The organism is Pseudoalteromonas sp. CO109Y, assembly GCF_004208935.1.
GTDB classification, from domain to species: domain Bacteria; phylum Pseudomonadota; class Gammaproteobacteria; order Enterobacterales; family Alteromonadaceae; genus Pseudoalteromonas; species Pseudoalteromonas shioyasakiensis.
Genome location: NZ_SGPD01000027.1, coordinates 61,859 through 82,882, shown reverse-complemented (window position 1 = coordinate 82,882; position 21,024 = coordinate 61,859). Strand labels below are relative to the sequence as shown.

Below are 21,024 nucleotides of genomic sequence, written 5' to 3'. Positions count from 1 at the left end.
ACCCACTTATGTTTATTTTATGTAAACGAATGTTAAAAGCTATCCGGCAACGCAGCAATTTCGACCTTGCTTTTTCGCTTTATAAAGCGCGTCATCTGCTATTTTAAACAAGCTATCTGAATCAAACGCCTCATTAGCAGCCTTACTAGCAACACCTATCGATAAGGTAACATAGCTTAAGTCTGCACGGCCTTGATGAGTTATGTGAGCTGATGCAACGGCGTTTCGTAGCGTTTCAGCTACTTTGAGTGCCTCCTGCTTATCTGTATTGCTGAGCACAATTACAAATTCTTCGCCGCCATAGCGGGCAACAAAGTGATTACTTGGCTGGGTATTTTCCTTAAGAAGATTGGCGACTTCACATAACGCTTTGTCACCTTGATCATGTCCATAGTAGTCATTGTAGAGTTTAAAATGATCGATATCGGCGACAATCATTGAGATAGGCTGCGATGCTAAATCTGTATCGCTGGCAAGCATTGCAAAATGTTTATCCAATGCCCGACGATTGGCAAGCGTCGTCATTGAGTCGGTATTACTGATATGTTTTAACTTCTGGTGGCGCTCTAAAATTTCTGCGCGTTGATTTTCTATCAGACTAAACAACTCATTCATACCTCGCCCGAGCTGATGCAATTCGTTATTGCCAAAATACTCATCCCGAGCGCTAAAGTCGTTATTTCTGATTGCTGAATTTACCAATATGTAGAGCTTTCTGAGTGGCCTTAAAACCTGTTGATTTATATATAAATAAAACAAAATAAACACAGAACCAGAAATCAATAAACCGGTAATTAGAGAGCTATCAAACAAGCTTCGGTCGTAAGTCCGTTCACGGGATGCGATAGATAGCACAAACAGTAAGTCTCCAGCTTGATCATTGACTCCTAAGTAAAGCCGCCGATTGTATTGAGTAGTCTCGAGTGCACTCCTTTTTTCACCAAACACCCTAATTAGATGTTCCTTATATTTTGGTGCTTCATCAGTGCCATAAAAGCTAATATCATTTGCTAACCCTGGTGTTAGATTTTCGACAAAGCCTTCATCAATAAAGCTCCAAAGCAGTAACGTAGCCACAAATTCGCCTGTGCCATCAGACCTAGTTACATTGTAAGCAACCGTCACGGCAGGCGTTTTATCTATAGTAATAAACCGGACTTTATGGATTAACTCAGATTGGCTAGTGGTTATATCGTCAGATAAGATTATTAGATTGTTTTTTATCAACAAATTGGGGCTTTCTAAAACCGTTGGTGAGTAAGGCTTATAATCATTATTAAAACTGCCACCGCCGATAATATTTGCCTGTGTATCATATAAATACCAACCATTTACGTCTAAACGTTGTAATGCATCTGCAATAACATAGTCAGTATTGAACCACTGAGTATCACGTTGCTGTGCAGCTTTATACATGGTATCCCAAGCTGAGCTATCGAAGACCATTTTTGACAGGGCATCAACCTCTTGCTGAAGCTGTGACTCCACCCGCTGAATATCAATCCGATCGTTTTGCTTTGTCATTGCTTCAAAGGTTGGCAATATCCAAAAGTGTCTGATGATTGTTTGCGCTAATAAAATAGCAAAGCACGCAGCAGTAAAAGCAAGTAATAAGCGTTTTTTAAGCCTTGTACCAATCACCATAAAACATTAAACCCAGCAGAATCAAAAATACATTAGTACTAAAAAGTATAACCTTGTTTGGCCAGTTTGCTTGCTAGGCTTTAATTTTTCAGCAAATTTGAAACCTTATCCATACTAAAGTTCACCGGTGAAAAATTGTAATATCTCTCTTTACATCTAAACTTTTAGTATGAAGATTTATTGGGCTATCGTATGAAAGGTATTGTCTTTACCGAGTTTTTAGAAATGGTCGAAAATGAGTTTTCTTATGAAGTTGCAGACAAAATCATCGAAGAAAACTTACTTACTTCAAACGGCGCTTATACTAGCGTTGGCAATTACGATAATACAGAGCTGCTATTGTTGGTCAGCTCTTTGAGTAAACATATAAACAAACCCGTTGATGAGCTGGTTCATGCTTACGGTAAGCATTTGTTAAAACGCTTTTTTGTTTTGTATCCACATTTCTTTGATAGTGTTGAAAATACTTTTGATTTCCTTGATACCATTGATCGACACGTACATATTGAGGTCAAAAAGCTCTACAACGATGCAGAATTGCCAAGCTTTGAAACAAAACGAATTAGTCAGTGCGAAATGCAAATGTTTTATCGATCAGGTAACCCATTTGCATGTTTAGCTGAGGGCTTGATTGAAGGCGCCTGTGAGCATTTCAATGAAGTTATTACCGTTAAAAGTGAGATTGACGATAACTATCAATCTGCCACTTTTACTCTAACAAAAGAAGCTTAATGTGGATGAAGAACTCTACAAACGTAGAATAGAACGAGAGCGCCAGGCTCGAAAACAAGCCGAAGCGCTTTTAGAACAGAAGTCTTTAGAGTTATATGAAGCAAATATGACGCTAAAACATGCCGCCGAAAATCTAGAAAAAGAAGTTATCCTTCGCACCCAAGATTTGAATAAAGCAAAAGAGATGGCCGATGCCGCCAACCAAGCTAAATCAATGTTTTTAGCGAATATGAGTCACGAAATCCGCACCCCTATGAATGCAATTTTAGGCATGGCACACCTCGCCCTCGATACTGAATTAACCGACAAGCAATATGATTACGTCGAGAAAATCCAACTGTCGGCCAAATCACTGCTTGGGATTATTAATGACATTCTCGATTTTTCTAAAATAGAGGCCAACAAGCTTGAACTTGAAAACAATGATTTTAACTTAAATGACTTTCTCGCTAACCTAGCTAATTTAGCCAGCAGCTTAATTGAGAAAAATAACATCGAAGTCATTTTTGATATTGACGATGACATACCCGAGTTTTTAATCGGTGATGCACTTAGACTCAATCAAGTATTATTAAATTTACTAAGCAATGCGATTAAATTTTCGAACCAGCAAAATGTCACGCTAAAAATGACAAGAGAGTCAAAAACCGATACCTCTATTTGTATTAATTTTCAGGTGATTGACCAAGGTATTGGCATGTCACAAGAGCAAGTTAATAGTGTGTTCAAGCCCTTTTCTCAAGCTGATGTTTCTACAACCCGTAAGTTTGGTGGTACGGGTCTTGGTCTTGTTATCAGTAAAAAGATCATCGAACTAATGGGTGGGCATATTGAGGTTAAAAGCCAATTAAACAAAGGAAGTTGCTTTAGTTTTGACGTGTCATTTGCGCTATCGGCTATGCAAAGCTGCCACGACAAAGACATTTTTAAACATAAACGTGCTCTTATTATTGAGCAAAGCGACAAACCTGAAACTATTTTACATGACATGCTCAAAGTATTAGACATCAATGTGCAGACGATTAATTGCCTAGATGAAAAGCTATCTAAGGTCGATATTAGCCATAATTACGACTTCATTTTTTTAGACTGGCACGTACTAAACTGTGAGCAAAATAACATTTTAGAGAACCTCAAAAAGCAGCTTTCTATCGATATTAAAAAAACCATTATTCTCGCATCTTTTGAAAACCAAGAAGTTAAAGACACGCTAAGTACACTTGATAAAACCGTTGAAGAAATATTATTAAAGCCAATTATTAAAGGAAACTTACTAAAAACCCTCGAGCATGTGATGGGTATCGCTACGAAAAAAGAGACCAGAGTCGACAATACATGCTTTAAAAAGCTCGCCGGCTCAAAAATACTGCTAGTTGAAGACAACCCGCTTAACCAACAAGTTGCATCGCAAATACTACGCTCAAATGGCTTTATTGTTGATATTGCCGAAGATGGCATAGCAGCGATTGAAGCTGTAGAAAAAGGCACTTTCGATTGTATTTTGATGGACTGCCAAATGCCAAGAATGGATGGTTATACCGCAGCGAATAAAATCAAACAGCAATCAAAGTTTGCCCATATTCCAATCATCGCCATGACCGCCAACACCATGGAAGCCGACCTAACTAAAGCTAAAGAATCAGGAATGCAAGGCTATATAGCCAAGCCAATAGAAGTGCAAACCATGTTTGAGGTCATTGCTGAGCATTTAACGCAAAAGCCACTGTAACTTCTAGTCAGTAAGCTCTAAGACTTTTTGTTCAACTAATGAGTTGTTCTGCTTACGAAACTCATTTGGGTTAACCCCAACAATGCTTTTAAAAACACGGTTAAAGGTAGCAAGCGAAGAAAAACCACTTTCCATTGCAATACTTAAAATGCTCCAATGACTTGCTTCGTCCTTAAGTAGCAGCCCTTGTGCATGCTTTACTCGGTACTGATTAATAAATAAATTAAAATTAGATGCTTTAAAATGATGGCGAATAGTGCGGCTAATCTTATACTCAGGTACTGCTAATGCTTGTGCAAAGTCAGAAATTTTCAAATTAGTTTGCAAATAAACCTGCTTATTGATCAGTGCTTCTATATCAGTAATAAGCTCAGGCTCTACCTCTTTATTTTCAGATTGTTCAGCCTGATGGGTAGCTTTCACTACCTTTTCAGAGTTCACCACTTTACTATCAACAGCTTCAGGCACGCTACTGTGGGCACGGTTTTGCAAAAACATTACTAGCTGCATTGCAAATACAATCAACAATGCAGATGAGGTAATTATAAGTGGCTCAAATTGTTGAAATTCGCTTTCACTGAATAAAAACTTAGGCAGTATGCTGGCATTAAATACCGCTAAAAAGTAGCAACTAGCAAAAATACTTGCCTGCAACTTTTGCGTTTGTGATTTCTCTTTATAGCCCCGTAACGCTTCCCAAAAAGACAACACCAGAATACTTGAAGATAGCAACACCGTTATTTCGGCCATACCTTGCTTTAAACGCCACATGAATTGGCTCTCAGGGAAAACTTGCACATCAATACTCACCAAATAATGCCAAGTTTGGTTAAACATAATTAAACCCGCAATAGCAACAGCCACGGCAATATGTACCGTAGAAATAGGCTTATGCTTACGAAACAAAGTGCGTGATATAAGCCAAGACATATTACAGGTTGCGCAGGTAAATAAGCCGATTAAATAACTGTAAACACCAATACTTGGTGCACTGATTTTTTGCACCCCAACCATGCAAAGCGAACCGCAAAATACAGCAAACAGATAATGAATAAGCTGCTTCTCTTTTTTCATACCATTTAGCAGCATGAGCCCCATACAAACAAAAACGAGCACGTAATAAGGGGAAGTATTTTGCATAACTCTACATACCTTAAATTGGGAGTTTGATGAATTATTTACCAATCAGATGAGTTTACTTTTTCAAAATCAACATAGCAAAAAGAGTTTGTTAGTGAATGTGTCAAACCCTGTGTGAGTTCTCAAAAGTAAACACAATATTTCATTGATCAAATTTCGAATTTGAGAAGAAATCTTGCTCTAGCCCTTTATATTAGCGGTATTAGAAAAATGTAATGGAATTGATGATGTTTAACAAAGATAGCAAACTCACACCTTTAAAAGCGCTCGAATACAGTAAAAAGCTTTGGTTTATTAGCCTGCTAATGGCGCAAACTTGCTTTGTGATTTACCTCATTCTTGGTTATGGAATGACAGGGTTAACTACAGGTCTATCAGGTTGGAACCGACTTAATAGCACCGCCTATGTTGCTAATGATGCCACAGGGAATTTCATGTATGCAGTGCATGTATTATTTGCGGTAGTGATGATCCTTGGCGGAAGCTTACAACTCATTGAAAAATTGAGAGCAAAACACAGAGCCCTCCACCGCTACAATGGCCGTGTATTTGTTGTTTTAGCTTGCTGTATTTCATTTGCTGGCATGTATTTAATGATAGTAAGGGGAACCGTTGGTAATACCTGGATGCATGCGCTGACAATGTTTGGCGGCTTAGTGGTTATTGTATCAAGTATATTTGCAGTGAAAACAGCACGGGTTCGTAACTTCAACGCTCATCAAAGGTGGGCTATACGGTTATATCTTGCTGCTAATGGTGTGTTGTTTTTTAGATTACTGATATTTGCATGGTTTTTAGTATTTGGCACCTTAGGCGTCGATACCGCCACATTCACTGGGCCTGCCGTACTTGCTGTTAGCCTTTGCTCTTACTTAGTACCACTTTTAATAGCCGAGCTTGTTCACTATGCAGCTCGTACAAATATTACGTTTATCACTATCGGCACAGCCTGTTTAATGACGCTAATATCAATCGTGTTCTTAATCGGCTTATTTGGGGTGACTTTGGCAAACTGGTACCCTGCGATTGTTGGCTAACTGACTCTCATACAATAAAGCCACCTAAATTGGTGGCTTTATGAACTTAATTTACGTCACTATAAAATTAATACAGTTCAAATAGTGGACGACCATTTTCGTCGTACTTCACTTCCATAACTCGAGCGTGGCGGTTTGGATCGTAAAGCGGATCTTTTACAATCTCTTCAAGTGGACGAGTGTCTGTTTTTGGCACCACACTTGGTTCACCAACTGCGTGCTCATAGTCACGAGCATGGTAAATACACAGTGGTGTTTCACCATCTTCAGCTACTGTAAAACAGTTATGACCTGGGCCAAAAATGTTCTTTTCAACACTTGTTTCAAGCACAGGCATACGTGTTTTAGTCCACGAATTACGATCAAGTAAATCGCTGTTTTCATCGGCTTCCATATAGCCCATACAGTAACATGCACCTGTTGCGCTTGCAGAGAAAGCAATGAAGATTTTACCGTTATTTTTAAGTACTGCCGGGCCTTCGTTTACCCAAAAGTCGACACGTTCCCAATCGTAATCTGGTGTCGTCAGCATAAACTGTGCTGTTTTTAACTTAATTGGAGATTCCATCTCCGCTAAATACAGGTTTGATGCAGCAAATTGACCGCCGGTTTTCTCTGCCCAGCAAAAGTAACGCTTACCGTTGTTTTCAAAAATGGTGGCATCTAAAGAAAAATCAGTGAACGACTTTTCATCGCCCTCAGCCGCTTGCATCATGCCAAGTTCAACCCACTCATCATTTAGCGGATCTTGACCTTTACACTCAAGCACATACGGGCGTAATGCCCAAATATCATCTTCTTCACTGGCAGCAAAGTAGATATACCATTTGCCATCGAGGTAATGAATTTCAGGTGCCCAGATATGACGGCTCATTGGGCCGCTGTCATGTTTAAACCAAATATCAAAGGTTTCAGCGTCTTTTAAGCCCTCTAATGTCGCAGACTTACGAAGTTCAATGCGATCATAAGTTGGTACAGAACCTGTAAAATAATAAAAACCATCGCTGTGCTTATGCACAAACGGATCGGCACGCTGCTCTACTAACGGACTATTTGTTTGTAATGTCATCTTGAAACCTGATCGTTAAATTTTAATTTGTATTATTTTATTACTTTTGAGTAAGAACACAAATATAACATTATTTTTAACAGACAGTGAAAAGAAATGTAAGGACAAGCTATAAGATGCCCAAGCTTTATTGGCGAAAGTTAAGGAATACCATTACGTGGAATAGGTTTAATATGGAGCAGCAAGCTTAAGGCTTCTCAGATAAACCTCAAACTTGCTTGAATAAAAAGGGGGATCCCCATCCACCCTTGATTTAGATATCGCTAGAGCGATTTGGCTTTATATATTTTCTTTGCTTTTTTCGAGAGCACTACATCAACAGGCATAACATCTCCCGATACTTTTTTAACCGTTAAGGTATGCGCTCCAGCTGCTAAATCATGTTTTTCAAACACAATACTTTGAACTTGACGGTAGTTGTTACCATCAAAAATAGAGTATATGCCTTGTGATTTACCATCTAAGAAAACCTCAACGTCACCATGGTTAATATCTTTTGAGGTCGCAAAGACAATACTCGAACCACTAAAGTCATAACTAAACGACGCACCATTGACAGTAGTCATATGCAAATCTTGCTTATATTCGCCAGTATTTGTTTGCTCAGATCTCACCCAGTTGCCATTTTCGCTATACTGAATTCGAGGATCATCATCGTTTACAAGCTCTAAGCCTGAATAAGTGGTGTCAGATGTTGTACCAACCGTGTTTCCTACCGTTTGAATTTGCACTAAGCGGTCAACTATCCAGCTACCGTTTGGATTAATAGCCACATCTAAAGTTGTGACACCCCCAGCCCTTGCGATGTCTTTTACTCGGTTTGCTACCTCATTATTACTGTATTTTAAGCTGCGCTTAACTTGCCCCCAGCCACCAAATAATGGATCTTCTTGCGAGGTATACGTAAAGCCATGCCATTGCACTTTTGTACCGAGCGCCGTGGTTACTTCACCTGATTTTGGAATAGGCGGTAGCTCATTATGCTCACCTTGGGTGTAGTTACTTTGTGGGTCATTCGGAATAAAGCTGTACTCAAAACCATCACTAATAGTAATCACGGCATTCGGGTTGCCACTACGCACTGATTTCGCAAGCTGATCCGCCACAGGGTATGCATTATTTGCAGCAAGATCTTGCTGCGATTCATCTGCTTGATACCAACCATCGAACCACCAACCGGCAATATTATCCCCCCAGGTTTGGGCTCGTTCACTCACAAAACCATTTATAAACCAATCTGGGTATGGCGCTTTCACTTTTTTGCCCGTCCATCTATCACCTAAGTGTGAAGGTAGATATGCAATTAGCTTGATGCCTTTTGCTTTAAGCGCCAGCGCCATATCCAGAACAAGGTCACGGGTTGGCGTATAATCAGCCTGATTAGAATTAACTTGTGTGATACAACCCGGTGCAATTTGTTTACTTGGACATGCAGGTGAGTGTAAATCGTAAATATCACTGGTCGTAGATAAGTAACCACGGTTTTGGGTAATGGTAAAAATTACATAACGATAACCAAGCTTGGCGGCTTTATCAGCATAATCGTTGACATCAAAACCATTAACGTAGTTATTCCACTCGTTATAGTCTGTAATTTGGTACCACGCATTATCCATAGTGCCACCAGCAAGATAGTGATGACTAATCCCCCACTTGGCATCTTGCATCCATTTAACTTCTTTAGGTAACTCTGCAGCACCCACATTAATACTACTTGCTAAGGCAACACCCGATAGGATTTTATGGATTTTACTATTCATAGCAACTAAACCACATGAAAATAAGGAATGTAACGAGCTTATTAAATTTACAAACGAGCAACAATTAAATTACACAAAAACAAGCAACTGCCATTCATTCGTTTCATATTTAACGCTTTAAAATTATTGGTATTTTAAAAATGAAATATTCTTATCAATATGAATTTTCTTATTTACCAATTAAAAAATGTTAATAAAAAAGCCATACGATGCTTATTTAAAAACAACGTATGGCTTGCGACACAACTAGGAGTTTAAATTGTTATACTTCTTGCCTTAATGAGGCTATCACTTTCGGCATTTTACGCTTTACAACCCAACCAGAGGCCACAATCACAATTAAGTAATAGCCAAAGGTTTGCCAATCTTCAAATAAGGCATTACCAATACCGAGCAGTAGCGAGTAAATAAATGCAATACTCGCAACACAAGCAATAGCGTTATCTTTAATCCCCGCCGCGATTGGTTCAATGCCTGTTAAATCTCTGACTTTTTTCCAGCCGCGGCCGTGGATTTTTAAGCGACTATAAAACTCAATGGTTTTTGGGCTTGGGGTTTTACTTGAGGTCATTAAGGTAACAACTAAGCACACAACCAAGGTTGTCATCGTGGTTGCTAGCATGCGCACGGCAAACCACTTAGCCTCGCCTTCATCGGGTAATATGTACATCATCGCATTACCGACAATAACGGCAGTAATAAGCGCGCTAATTTCAGACCACGCATTTATTCGCCACCAATACCAGCGAGCGATAAGTACCACAGAGATTGGAATGATGATTACCGAAATATATTCATAAGCGCCTAGAATACTTTCAAGTTGAGTCGTTACAATCAGAGCAACCAAAGTAAGGGCTAACATGCTGATCCGAGCAGCCTTAATATAATGTGCTTTTTCTCGGCCTTTAACTAAGTAAGGCTCATAAACATCATTGACTAAATAAGACGAGCCCCAGTTAAGTTGAGTATCGAGCGTACTCATAAAAGCAGCAAGTAAAGAGGCGACCATAATGCCTTTTAAACCAACTGGTAAGAATTCATCTATCATCATTGGGTATGATTGCTCTGCATCTACCAACGATGGAAAGTAAGCCAAAGAGGCAACACCCACGATAATCCAAGGCCAACTTCTTAACACGAGATGGCAAAAAGCAAACCAATATAAGCTCAACATGGCATCTTTCTCACTGCGAGCAGCAAGTGTGCGCTGTAAGAAAAAACCAAACCCGGGCGCGTAATTTAGCCAACCAATACAAACTAAAATAACAAAAGTTGCGGTTTTTAGATCCCATTCAAAGTCGGGGATCATTTTTAGTGTATCGCTATTAAACCCAGGAGAGGCCTCTACCGCTGCAACGATGCCACCGTGATCTTGTAAGTCGACATAGACAATAATAGCTAATACCACAGAACCCACTATTGCCAAGGCAAATTGGATTAAATCGGTATATACAACGCCATATAAACCAGACATAGCGGTATACACCACAGCAGCAATAGCAAGTACAATCAAAATAAGCGTAGTCGCGGTGATTGGGCCAAACAGAGGGATTTCGAACAAGGGCTCAGCCGAAAGGCCTAAAATCACCACAATGATTTTAGACATAGCGAGAGTAACAGATGCGATGATAATGCAGTTAACAAACACGCCATCAAAAATAGCTTTAAAAATTCTTAAAAAATCAGTGGCTTTACTCTTATCATATCGCTGTGAGATAAGCTCAATTTCGGTCAGTGCTTTTGATCTTCGCCATAAATTAGCAAAGAAGAACACCGAAATTATCACGCCAATTACACTGACCCACCAAATCCAGTTTGCGTAAATGCCTTGCTCTCGCACAGCCCCTGCTACAAACAAGGGTGTATCAGATGAAAAGGTGGTGGCCACCATGGATGTGCCCGCGATATACCAAGGTAAAGATCGCCCTGCGACAAAAAAATCAGCCGTACTTTCACTGGCCTTTTTTGTAAAGAGCATCCCGATAACAACCGCTGCTACTACATAAAATGCAACTATTAACCAATCAATTAAGACCATGTGAATCCCCCGATGTGTTTTAATTTTTATTTAGGTAGCTATCAAATTTTTTCCATGTTTCTGTCATATCGATAATCGAACCTGTTTGCCTAGCTTCATCTAACTTGATGGCGGTCAGCCCCGCTTGCAAAGCGTCAACAATGGATACCGGTAAAGGAGTCCCCCTTTCAAAAAAGGCAATCCAATCTGCCGCCATTTCTTCTTCAGCGCCGTAGTGCATCGAAATTGAATCATCGTGTAAGTACGTTTTATCAATCAATGCCCCTGAGGTAATACAGTCATGCACTTTGAAATAGTTACGCACAAAGTCACCTTCAGCCATACCGAGTGTGCCAAATACACTAAAGTGTCGGTAATCGTTCGGTACATTTAAGTTAGTATGAAAACTCAGATTTATGCCATTTTCATATTGAATGAGTGCGGTTTGGTGATCCACCAGCTCAGAATCGTTATCAAACACTTCATCTATGCCATTCCAGCGTGACTTGCGCTGATGATAGACAGGATGCTTGCCTAAGTGCTTGTTCTCAGGCGTGAAGGTTCTTCGACCGCCAAAACTGGCAAGTTTAGCTGGGCGACTTTTCACAATGCCCTGATAAAGATCTAAGTCGTGACAGCATTTTTCTAATAAGAAGCCGCCCGAAAGTCCCTGATGTCTGCGCCAATCTCGCATAAAAAACGCACCATGCTCTGGCGGAATATGCTCTGATGCCTCAATACTGGTGATTTCACCCAGTAATTTAGATGATAAGGCTCCGACCAAATCTTTATACAAAGGCGCATAACGAAGCACCATACCCACTAAAATTTTATCGAAGGCATTATGTTTAGCGATAAGCTCAAGCACGTCGTAGGTCTGCTGCTCAGACATCACAATAGGTTTCTCTGCAAAAATGAGTAATCCTGCTTCAATGCCAAGGCGTAAGTGCTCTAAATGCATATGATTTGGAGAGCCGATCATCAACATATCAAGCTGCTCATTTTGCAACATATCTGCAAGTTCGTCATAAGCGCGCATCGAGATACCATGCGACTGCATGTACTCAACTTTTACAGATTCAGGGTCGGCATAAGCCACCAAATCAAAATTTGGAATAAGCTCATGCATCACTTTGGCAACATAACTTAACCGGTCGCCTAAACCACAAATTCCTACTTTCACAATTTTATTCCTACAAGGTACATTAATAACTCAAGTTAGTTACCTTGCACTTGAACAGTCAATCACTTGTCTGCGCTTTGTGAATGGGATTTTTTTTATGAAATTCGGCTCAACATGGGTTTTACATACAAAACAATCTTCAATTAATAAAGGTTCTAGTTAGCTGTACGTTAAATAATCTTTATTATCGAGAGGCGCTATATTCACTCACTTTGATAACAAAAACTTTACGTGAATCATTGTTCAAAAATAAATTCAACTACTTAATTTTCAAATAAAAATCAGAAAACCTTTATTGACCAAAACAAAACAGTTGGGATATACAAGCTACTTTATTACCAAATTCAGGTGATATTTCAGTGCATAAGCGCTCTTTGAGACTACACTTATGTATAAGGTTTTAATCTAAGAATAAGTAATTAGAAGTACCCGATGACAGAGAAAGAAACTAAATATAAAGCGCCCGCTCTTGAGAAAGGCATGGCGATTATAGAATTACTCGCAAGAACCCCGGAAGGGTTAAATCTGACACAAATTTCTGACTCATTAGGGAAATCAAAAGCTGAAATTTTTCGTATGGTGGCGGTTCTAAATGATCTCCACTACCTTGAGTTTTTTCAAACTGAACGTGTTTATAGGCTCTCACTCAAGCTTTATCGGCTTACTCACCGCTACGCGCCAGTTCACCACCTAAATAATGTTGCCTTTCCTATCATCCAAGAATTGTGTAGTGAAATTCAACAATCTTGCCACTTAGTGGTGTATTCAGACGGTGGTGGATTAATCTTGTCTCACCAAGATTATGATACCAACAGCAACTGCTTAACCCTACCCGTTGGAGGAAGAGGCCCCCTTACCGATAACTGTGCAGGACATGTGCTATTAGCATTTGCATCGTACGACAACCGTGAACGAATGCTCAAAGCATACCAAGAAAATCACCCTGACTTGTCTCTTGATTTAATGGCACTGCGAAATATTTGGCTGCGCGTAAAAGAACAAGGTCATGAAGCCATGCCAAGCCCTGTTCTTGCTGGCGTATATGATATAGGCGTGCCCATTTTCGATTATTACCATAATGCTGTCGCTGTGCTGCTCACCTCAATTCTGATGTACCGTGACGAATCGCGTAATGCTGATTTCGAGCATGTGATAAATAAGTTAAAAGAAACCTCACTTCAAATTTCACAGAAAATGGGTTTTGACGAAGAGGCCTAAATCATGGTGCTTTTCTTATGACTTTCCACTCATACAAATATTCAAGCAATATATTGGTCTTTTGGTATGCACAATTCTTTTGGTGAATACGCAACTAGCTAATACTATTTTAGGAATTTTCCTAAAACAAACATTAACATAAATTCAACCATTTTGTTTCATTTATAAAACATCATTCTTGGCGAAATTTTAACTAAGAAACCTAGCTAACGCAGTCAGCAAAGCGCGTTGACGGATTTTTAGTCTTTATATATCACTGAATGGACATTTGAACATTCACGAGAATAATTCGCCGAGAGCGATGGGGGTCAATATGATGAAATTCACCAAAAGCCAAATAGCCTTATCTGTTGCTTTATCCCTGATGGGTAGCACAGCAATGGCAGAGGAACAAAGTACAGCTAAGGATGTTGCACAAGATGATATTGAAGTAATCGCTGTCAGCGGTGTGAGACTGAGTTTGAAAGAAGCTATCGCCACCAAGCGTGGCTCTGACAAAATTCTTGACTCAATTGCCGCTGAAGATATGGGTAAATTCCCTGATGAAAACGTCGCGCAGTCTTTGCAACGTGTTCCAGGTATTTCAATTGACCGTCCTCGCGGTAGCCCAAATGGCGGCACCAATGGCAGTACCGATGGCCGACTAGGTGGTCAATATGTACAAATCCGTGGCTTACCAGTTGATTTTACACAGGTTACTTTAAATGGCCGCTCTTTGGCATCTGGTCGCAGTATTGGTCGTCAATTTTCTTTAGATGTACTGCCTTCAGAGCTAATTGGTCAGCTAGACGTTTATAAAACAGTATCAGCAGATCAACTCGAAGGCGGTATTGGTGGTAATGCTGACATCAAAACTCGTAAACCGCTTGATGCAGATGAAGTTGGCTTTTCTGGTGCTTGGTCAGCTGAAGGTGTGTACAGTGAGCTGCCAGATTCAACCGACCCGCGTATTTCAGGCATTGTGAACTGGAAATCAGACGATGAAAAGCTCGGTGTACTGGTAGGCGTAACCTACTCTGAGCGACAAACTCGTGAAGACGAATATTTTTCTTGGGGTAATGTAAACTTTGGTCCAGGCACTGGCGATGGTGTTGAAATTCGCCCTGACCTTGCCACAGTGCCAGGTGGTACAGATGATGGTAGTATCGATTACCCTAATTCTCTTTACCCTATCGAACCCCTTACTCAATACTATGGTGATGAGCGAACTCGTACTGGCTTAAATGCTGTTATCGAGTTTCAACCTAGCGACGAGTTAAACATCACATTTGATGGTTTATATGCAACATTCGATGTAGATGAAACAGCGCTACAGTTACCTGCTCGATTCCAATTCCGTGGCCCACAAGACCCTAGCCTGTGGGTTGCAGCCGACCTAAATGACCCAAACGGTCGTGGTGTAGGCGGTATTTTCCCATTCCTCGTAACCGAAGCTGTGGTAGAAAACGATAACCTGGTTTATGCCGTTGCACCGCAAACTCAGTTTAGAAGCGTATCTGAATTAACTAAGATGGAATCAGACACGCTTGCTTTAGGTACTCATGTAAATTGGGCGCCAAATGATGATTGGGAACTTGATTTTGATATTGGTTATTCTAAAGGTGAGCAAACACGCGATCTTAAAAGCGTGCTATTACAAGCATTTGCTGACGTAGTGTATGATGCGCGTAATCCAGATAATGGTATCCCTGACCTTTATGTTACTGGTACTGACTTGAATGACCCTGATAACTACCGTGTAGCGTTTGGTAACTCAAATGCACGTGACGTAAAAGATACATCTCTGTCGTTTTCTGTTGACGCTAAGTACTTCTTAGACAATGAGTACTTCACAAGCCTAGAAACAGGTGTACGTTACACACAACGTTCAAAAGAAATCAAAGCCTATGTAGGTAACAGCTTTACAGGCTCAAATGGGGTACCTGATGTACTACCTACATCAGCGATTAACTTACTTGATTTCCCGGTTGATGACTTTTTAGGTGAAGCACCAAACGCTAATGTTATCCGCAGCTTTGTGATTGGTGATCCAACTGACTTCCACAATAAATACGGTGTTGAGCAACAGTTTGATAGCATCAGCTCATTCAAAGTTGAAGAAGATATTGCTGCAGCATACGTAAAAGCGAACATGGCCTTTGATGTTGCAGACATTCCAGTAAAAGGTAATGTGGGTGTGCGTGCAGTAACTACCGACGTTGAAGCAACGGGTGCATTACCTGTTGAAATCGTTATCCGCAGTGCTGGTGACTTCGATGTAGTTGGTGAAACCAGCTCAACAGGCAGTAGCTACACCAATGTGTTACCAAGCTTAAGCTTAAATGCAGAGCTAACTGACGAAGTGTACTTACGCTTTGGGGCTAGCAAAACAGTAACGCGTCCTACACTTTCGCAGTTATCGCCACGCTTTACTTTTAGCACTACCACACTGACAGGCTCTGCGGGTAACCCGGCTCTTGAACCATTTGAGTCTGATTCACTCGACTTATCACTTGAGTGGTACTTCAATGATACAGGTTTAGCAAGTGTTGCTTTGTTCCAAAAAGACATTGATGGCTTTGTATTTAACTCAAGCTCACCAGAAACAATTGCCGGAATTGATTGGGCATCGGTAGACCGTCCACGTAATGCAGCATCGGCAACAATCAATGGTGCAGAGCTTAGCTTCCAAACTGCTTTTGATTTTTTACCAGCGCCATTCGATGGCTTAGGTATGCTAGCAAATTATACTTACACAGACAGTGACACTGACTTTGGTGATGGCTTTGAAGGTCAAACATTCAGCTACACTGGCTTGTCTAAAAATGTATATAACCTAGTTGGTTACTATGAAAAAGGCCCAGCGTCAGTACGTTTATCTTACAACTATCGTGAGAAATACTTACTAGAACCTTCGTTCGGTTTCTTCGCTGGTCCTCGTCATGTAAACGACTACCAACAGCTTGATTTAAGTACGTCTTACAAAATCAATGACAACTACTCATTGACCTTTAATGTGACCAACTTAACCAATGAGCGTTTCGACCGTTACTTCAATAACGACGAATCAATCATTGCGACAACCAACTTTACAGGTCGCCAGTACTTCGTAGGTATTCGCGGAACCTTCTAACCCATTATGTTGTTGTAGGTGATGAACCTAACCCAAAGCCTCCTAACGGAGGCTTTTTTTATGAAACCAACTAAAAAAATGCTGCACCAACATCATTGGTACAGCACCTTACAATTTAAGTACTAAAAAAGTACCTGTTTATACTTTAAATTTACGTCTACAGGCAACCATAGCAAGTAATAAAGACATTAAGTAGTAAAGACTACCGCCTGAGTCTGAGCTGGAATCAGAGCTTGATCCTGAATTATCTGCTTTACCAATAATGTTTATAACTACTGTTTTAGTATCTGATGAAGCAAATCTATCTTTTGCTCGATAACTAAAGTTTACTGAGTAAGAAGACTCCCCTGTCGGTTCGTATACAAATAATCCAGTATCTTTATCAAAACTAAGCTCACCAGAACTTGGGCTCGTTACTAGTTCAAATTCTAACTTATCATTATCTTCGTCATTACCAATAAAACGACCATTAACTACCGTTGAGTAATATGTTTCATAACTTAAATCTGTAGCCGTCGGTGTTGTATTTGTTAATTCAACAACAACATTGGCAAGCGCAGTCTCTTCAAGCGAGTCCTTCGCGGTAAAAGTAATTGAAACAGGCTGTAAAGATTCACCACTCGGCGTGTATTTTATTTCACCCGTATTTTTATCAAGTAATTCAATTTGACCATGTTGAGGCTCATTTTTTACAGTGAAAATAAGTGGCTCATCATCTGCATCTGAGGCAGGCAAATTAAGAATCAAAGGCGTATTCCAGTGCGTTGTGATCGTAGAATTATCAACTACTGGCGACTGATTAGTTAACGTAGCTGTAAACTTTGCAAGCTCAGAACGTGAACGACCTTTTACTGTATAAAACGCTAATTCATCAACACCGACAGTGCCGTGAGGCGTATATGTGAACTGTCCTGTTTGACGGTCAATAAACGTCAACTGGCCAAGGCTAGGACTATTTTCAAAAACCACAAAGTCAATATCACTCAAATTAAGGTTAACTTCGAGTGGCGAAAGCACATGGGATGTTACCTCGCTATCTTGCGGTTTAGCTAAAGGAGCTGGGGCTTCATTTGAGAAAACCTCTATAGATTTTCCTGAAAGCAATGAATAATCCACACCATTATAAGTTGCACTTACTATAGAACTGCGTTGATTTGCACGCGCTACTTCATAAAGCAGCTCATCATTATTTAAATCGTACTCTCCAAACTTATCTTCACAACTAAATAAGATGAAGCCTGCACGTGTAGATACTATATTGTTTAATGAATTGTCACATAATTTAGCAACTTCAGACTTTTCTCCAGTTTCCGTCAAAGAGAATAAAAGGCCATATTGATTGGCAGCATAAAGCGCTTTTTCACCATTGATAACAACCCCCTCTAGCGACTTAAAACGGTCGTTTAAAGAGTAATTAGTTACACTATTATCAGTGTAGTTATATTTAACTAATTGGTTACCTGTTAAAGCAAATAACTCTTTACTGCTTTGTTGTGTATCTATGCCTGCGACTATGCCAGAAACCCCACCCCAAAAGTCCTGTAAACGAGGTGAGCGCTTAATAAGTTCACCGGTTTGTCCGTTAAAAACTCGTATATAAGAGCCTTCACTTCCGGTGTGCGATGCGCCATTACCAACAATTAGCTCTAAGAAACCATCTTGATTAATATCATAGGCTTCAATCGTTGAAATTTGGTCGCCACTTTCAAAAGGTACTGTATACAGTAAATTTCCATTATCTGGGGAAAATACTTGTATGTTTCCTTTGTAAGATTTTGATCCTGCAACGATTAAATAATTTTTATCATCATTGAATAAATCAGCAGCAATCACATACTGGTAGTCATTCCAGCCATCGGTTAAATCGACACTAGATAGTAATTGCTCGTTTGTTTCGATATCAACAACTTGAAGTTTATTTGTGCCATTTTCAGAAAAAATAACATCAATTCCACCTTTACCATCAATATCAGCAAGGCCTAATAAAAACTGTGAATAACTATAGATCGTTTGCGACCATTGCTTAGACTTATCTTCTACAGTATGAATATGAAACCCATCATCACCTGAAGACGTATAACCAGCTCCCCACGCAATATCTGTTTTACCATCAAGATTAAAATCGTCTACCAAAATACTTGAAACACTGTGTTCAGGGTTATTGATCTGCCAAAACTCCTGACCAGTACTTAAAGATAAAGCATGGATTTGCCCCCATTGACCATCTCCATATACTAGGTCTTGAGCGCCATCATTATTAATATCTGCGACTATAATTCTTGAAATGTCTAACTCGCTATTAGCTGTCCACATGACACTGTCTGTGTTTGGACTAATTAATTCAATCGAATACCAACCATTACCATTGATTACTTCATCTAAACCATCTTGGTTAGTATCAACACTTTGTAAATGGATACCTGTTAGTTGCGTACTCAATGTTTTTATATAATTTATTGAATTTTCAGAGATACGATACAATTTTCCATCTTCAAGCATTAATTCGTGAACATTTTGTTCGGTAAACGAACCAACAACAAATTTGTTACCGTAATACTCAAGTTGAGAAATAACAGACAGGTCTGACTGGTCTAGTACCAAGATCTGACTATTGGCAATTGCAATGAGCTCGTCCTGACCGTCGTTATTAATATCTCTTGCCATTACTGATTGGCTAGAAAATACCTCCTTTGTACTTTCGACTTTCATTGTTAGTAAATTAATTTTTACTATCTGATTGCTCGTCATAAGTATTAAATAATAAGTATCATCGGCAATGCTTTTTAACAATGTACTATCTGTGATGTAATCCTGAGAATCGAAACCTTCAACGACTGAATATTGATTATCTTTATACTCAATAATATTAAAATCGTTTTGTTGCACCGAAATAATTTGCTTATTACCGTTACCGAGCAAGTCTACAGAATAAAGGCCATTTAGACCTGTTGAATTACCTAAAGAGTAACGACGAAATACAGATGTTAAATCTAAGCTTTCATCTACAGTGGTATTGGATAAGTTAATCCCTGAAGCTCTGTCTAAATCTGCTTGCGAATTGTTTTTATCGCGGCTAGTAAAATAAGTTTTTTCGTAATTAATCTGTTGCGAATTTAAAAGTGTCGCATCACCATATTGGTTATAATGTGCAGTATTTTCTGTGGCTAAAAGTGATTGCGAGCAAAATAGCAACGCAAGGTATGGTAGCTTGGTCATTTCCCTATCCTAAACAACTTATAATTTTTATTTTACTCACAACAAAAAACTGTTTTCTTATTATGAGATTAAGCAGACGATTTTCCTCTATTAGAGACATTTATTCAAGAATTAGATTATGAACTCTTAACTAAAAGTATCTAATTAAAAGCAAGCTATTGTTCGACTAATTTTCTTAATGAAGTCACTTCACGGCTCGTTTCAGAAAGCCCTACCTTTGTGGCACCACCCACTAGCCAAATTTCGCCGTTTAATGTAACAGCTCCTAAACCGTGGCGAGGTGTTTGCCATTCGAAAGTTTTGCGCCATTGCTGCTTGGTTAAATCATAACTAAAAACCTCACGGTCAACCCCTTTATGATGTTCACCGCCAAACACAGTGATAGCATTATCAATAACTGCCACCGCATGCCCTGCTCGTGCTTTAGGGAGTGCTGCATGTACTTGCCAGGTGTTTGTTTCGGGTAAGTATTCGAGCATGTCAGTGATAGGCTCTCCGCCAACGGTTCTGCCACCTAGTACAAACCAACGGCCGTTTACTTGTGCACTTGCCGCACTGTTTCTAGCCGAAGGTAAAGGTGCAGCTTCTTTGAAGGTGAAGCTTTTAGGATCAAAAATTAAATGCGCACTCACATCTAAACTATGCTGCCATTGGCCATTTTTCTCACTGCTTGGGCTACGTCCACCTGCTAAGTGCACTTTACCATTAAGCACAGCGCCCGCAGTCTCACTTAACGCAAAAGGCAAACTCGACACCTTTTGCCATGCTTTGGCGCCTTTATCTAGCATTAGCACATCACGGCTATTGGTCCATTGACCTTGGCTATTAACAAAACCACCAAAGGCAAATAATCTGTTTTCTACTGCGATTAAATACGTGTGATGACGCCCTTCAGGTAAACTCGGGGCTGTTTGCCAACTAGCATACTTAGGTGACCAATAATGGACTTTTGCAGTCATCTTACCCGCTGATGCTGGTAGCTCAGTAGAGATGCCCCCAGCAACCCAAATTTGTTGATTCATTACTGTAGGGTAAATTTCTTGTATAGCCTCAGGGAGCTTTGGTGCTAACAGCTCTTTTGCCGATAACGTATAAGGTAAACAAGTAATAGAAAATGCTAACAACAGTTTGGCTAAACGCATATAAATCCTTAATAAGCAGTCAATT

At 39.8% G+C, this 21,024-nt stretch carries 13 protein-coding genes; 5 read left to right on the top strand and 8 right to left on the bottom strand.

All coding sequences use genetic code 11. The annotated features are described in order from the left end of the window. Positions 1–39: 39 nt before the first annotated feature. A complete protein-coding gene (locus EXT43_RS10315) occupies positions 40–1,644 on the bottom strand; it encodes a diguanylate cyclase (RefSeq protein ID WP_130166900.1) in 1,605 nt (534 codons plus the stop codon). Between the two features lie 192 nt (positions 1,645–1,836). On the opposite strand from EXT43_RS10315, the gene EXT43_RS10310 reads away from it, so the two are divergent. Together EXT43_RS10310 and EXT43_RS10305 are read left to right on the top strand one after the other, a co-directional pair. Continuing rightward, on the top strand, positions 1,837–2,376 hold the full coding sequence (locus tag EXT43_RS10310; RefSeq protein WP_130166899.1) for a heme NO-binding domain-containing protein: 540 nt from the start codon (positions 1,837–1,839) through the stop codon (positions 2,374–2,376). A gap of 1 nt (position 2,377) precedes the next feature. After that, entirely contained in the window at positions 2,378–4,105 is a 1,728-nt protein-coding gene (locus EXT43_RS10305; protein WP_062565012.1) for a response regulator, read from the top strand. Between the two features lie 3 nt (positions 4,106–4,108). Here the strand turns inward: EXT43_RS10305 and EXT43_RS10300 are convergent, their stop codons facing one another. Further along, positions 4,109–5,245, bottom strand: a complete 1,137-nt coding sequence (locus tag EXT43_RS10300) for a helix-turn-helix domain-containing protein (protein WP_240701489.1) — start codon at positions 5,243–5,245, stop codon at positions 4,109–4,111. 224 nt (positions 5,246–5,469) lie between these two features. On the opposite strand from EXT43_RS10300, the gene EXT43_RS10295 reads away from it, so the two are divergent. After that, positions 5,470–6,282, top strand: a complete 813-nt coding sequence (locus EXT43_RS10295; RefSeq protein WP_240701488.1) for a DUF2306 domain-containing protein — start codon at positions 5,470–5,472, stop codon at positions 6,280–6,282. 67 nt (positions 6,283–6,349) lie between these two features. Here EXT43_RS10295 and EXT43_RS10290 read toward each other — a convergent pair whose 3' ends face one another. From EXT43_RS10290 to EXT43_RS10275, 4 genes are all read right to left on the bottom strand, one after another. Further along, positions 6,350–7,351: a family 43 glycosylhydrolase gene (locus tag EXT43_RS10290; protein WP_058585593.1), complete on the bottom strand. Its 1,002-nt coding sequence runs from the start codon at positions 7,349–7,351 to the stop codon at positions 6,350–6,352. Positions 7,352–7,614: 263 nt separating this feature from the next. Then, a complete protein-coding gene (locus tag EXT43_RS10285) occupies positions 7,615–9,111 on the bottom strand; it encodes a hypothetical protein (protein WP_130166897.1) in 1,497 nt (498 codons plus the stop codon). Between the two features lie 262 nt (positions 9,112–9,373). Then, positions 9,374–11,149 (bottom strand): sodium:solute symporter family protein, encoded by a 1,776-nt coding sequence (locus EXT43_RS10280; RefSeq protein ID WP_130166896.1) that lies wholly within the window; start codon positions 11,147–11,149, stop codon positions 9,374–9,376. A gap of 19 nt (positions 11,150–11,168) precedes the next feature. Further along, positions 11,169–12,311, bottom strand: coding sequence for a Gfo/Idh/MocA family oxidoreductase (locus EXT43_RS10275; protein WP_130166895.1), 1,143 nt, complete (start codon positions 12,309–12,311; stop codon positions 11,169–11,171). 432 nt (positions 12,312–12,743) lie between these two features. On the opposite strand from EXT43_RS10275, the gene EXT43_RS10270 reads away from it, so the two are divergent. Both EXT43_RS10270 and EXT43_RS10265 read left to right on the top strand, forming a co-directional pair. Continuing rightward, entirely contained in the window at positions 12,744–13,529 is a 786-nt protein-coding gene (locus EXT43_RS10270) for a helix-turn-helix domain-containing protein (protein ID WP_130166894.1), read from the top strand. A 313-nt stretch (positions 13,530–13,842) separates the two neighbouring features. Continuing rightward, positions 13,843–16,641, top strand: a complete 2,799-nt coding sequence (locus EXT43_RS10265) for a TonB-dependent receptor (RefSeq protein ID WP_165385095.1) — start codon at positions 13,843–13,845, stop codon at positions 16,639–16,641. Positions 16,642–16,779: 138 nt separating this feature from the next. Here EXT43_RS10265 and EXT43_RS10260 read toward each other — a convergent pair whose 3' ends face one another. Continuing rightward, positions 16,780–19,857: an Ig-like domain-containing protein gene (locus EXT43_RS10260; protein WP_130166892.1), complete on the bottom strand. Its 3,078-nt coding sequence runs from the start codon at positions 19,855–19,857 to the stop codon at positions 16,780–16,782. 155 nt (positions 19,858–20,012) lie between these two features. After that, a complete protein-coding gene (locus EXT43_RS10255; protein WP_130166891.1) occupies positions 20,013–20,999 on the bottom strand; it encodes a kelch repeat-containing protein in 987 nt (328 codons plus the stop codon). Between the last annotated feature and the right edge of the window lie 25 nt (positions 21,000–21,024).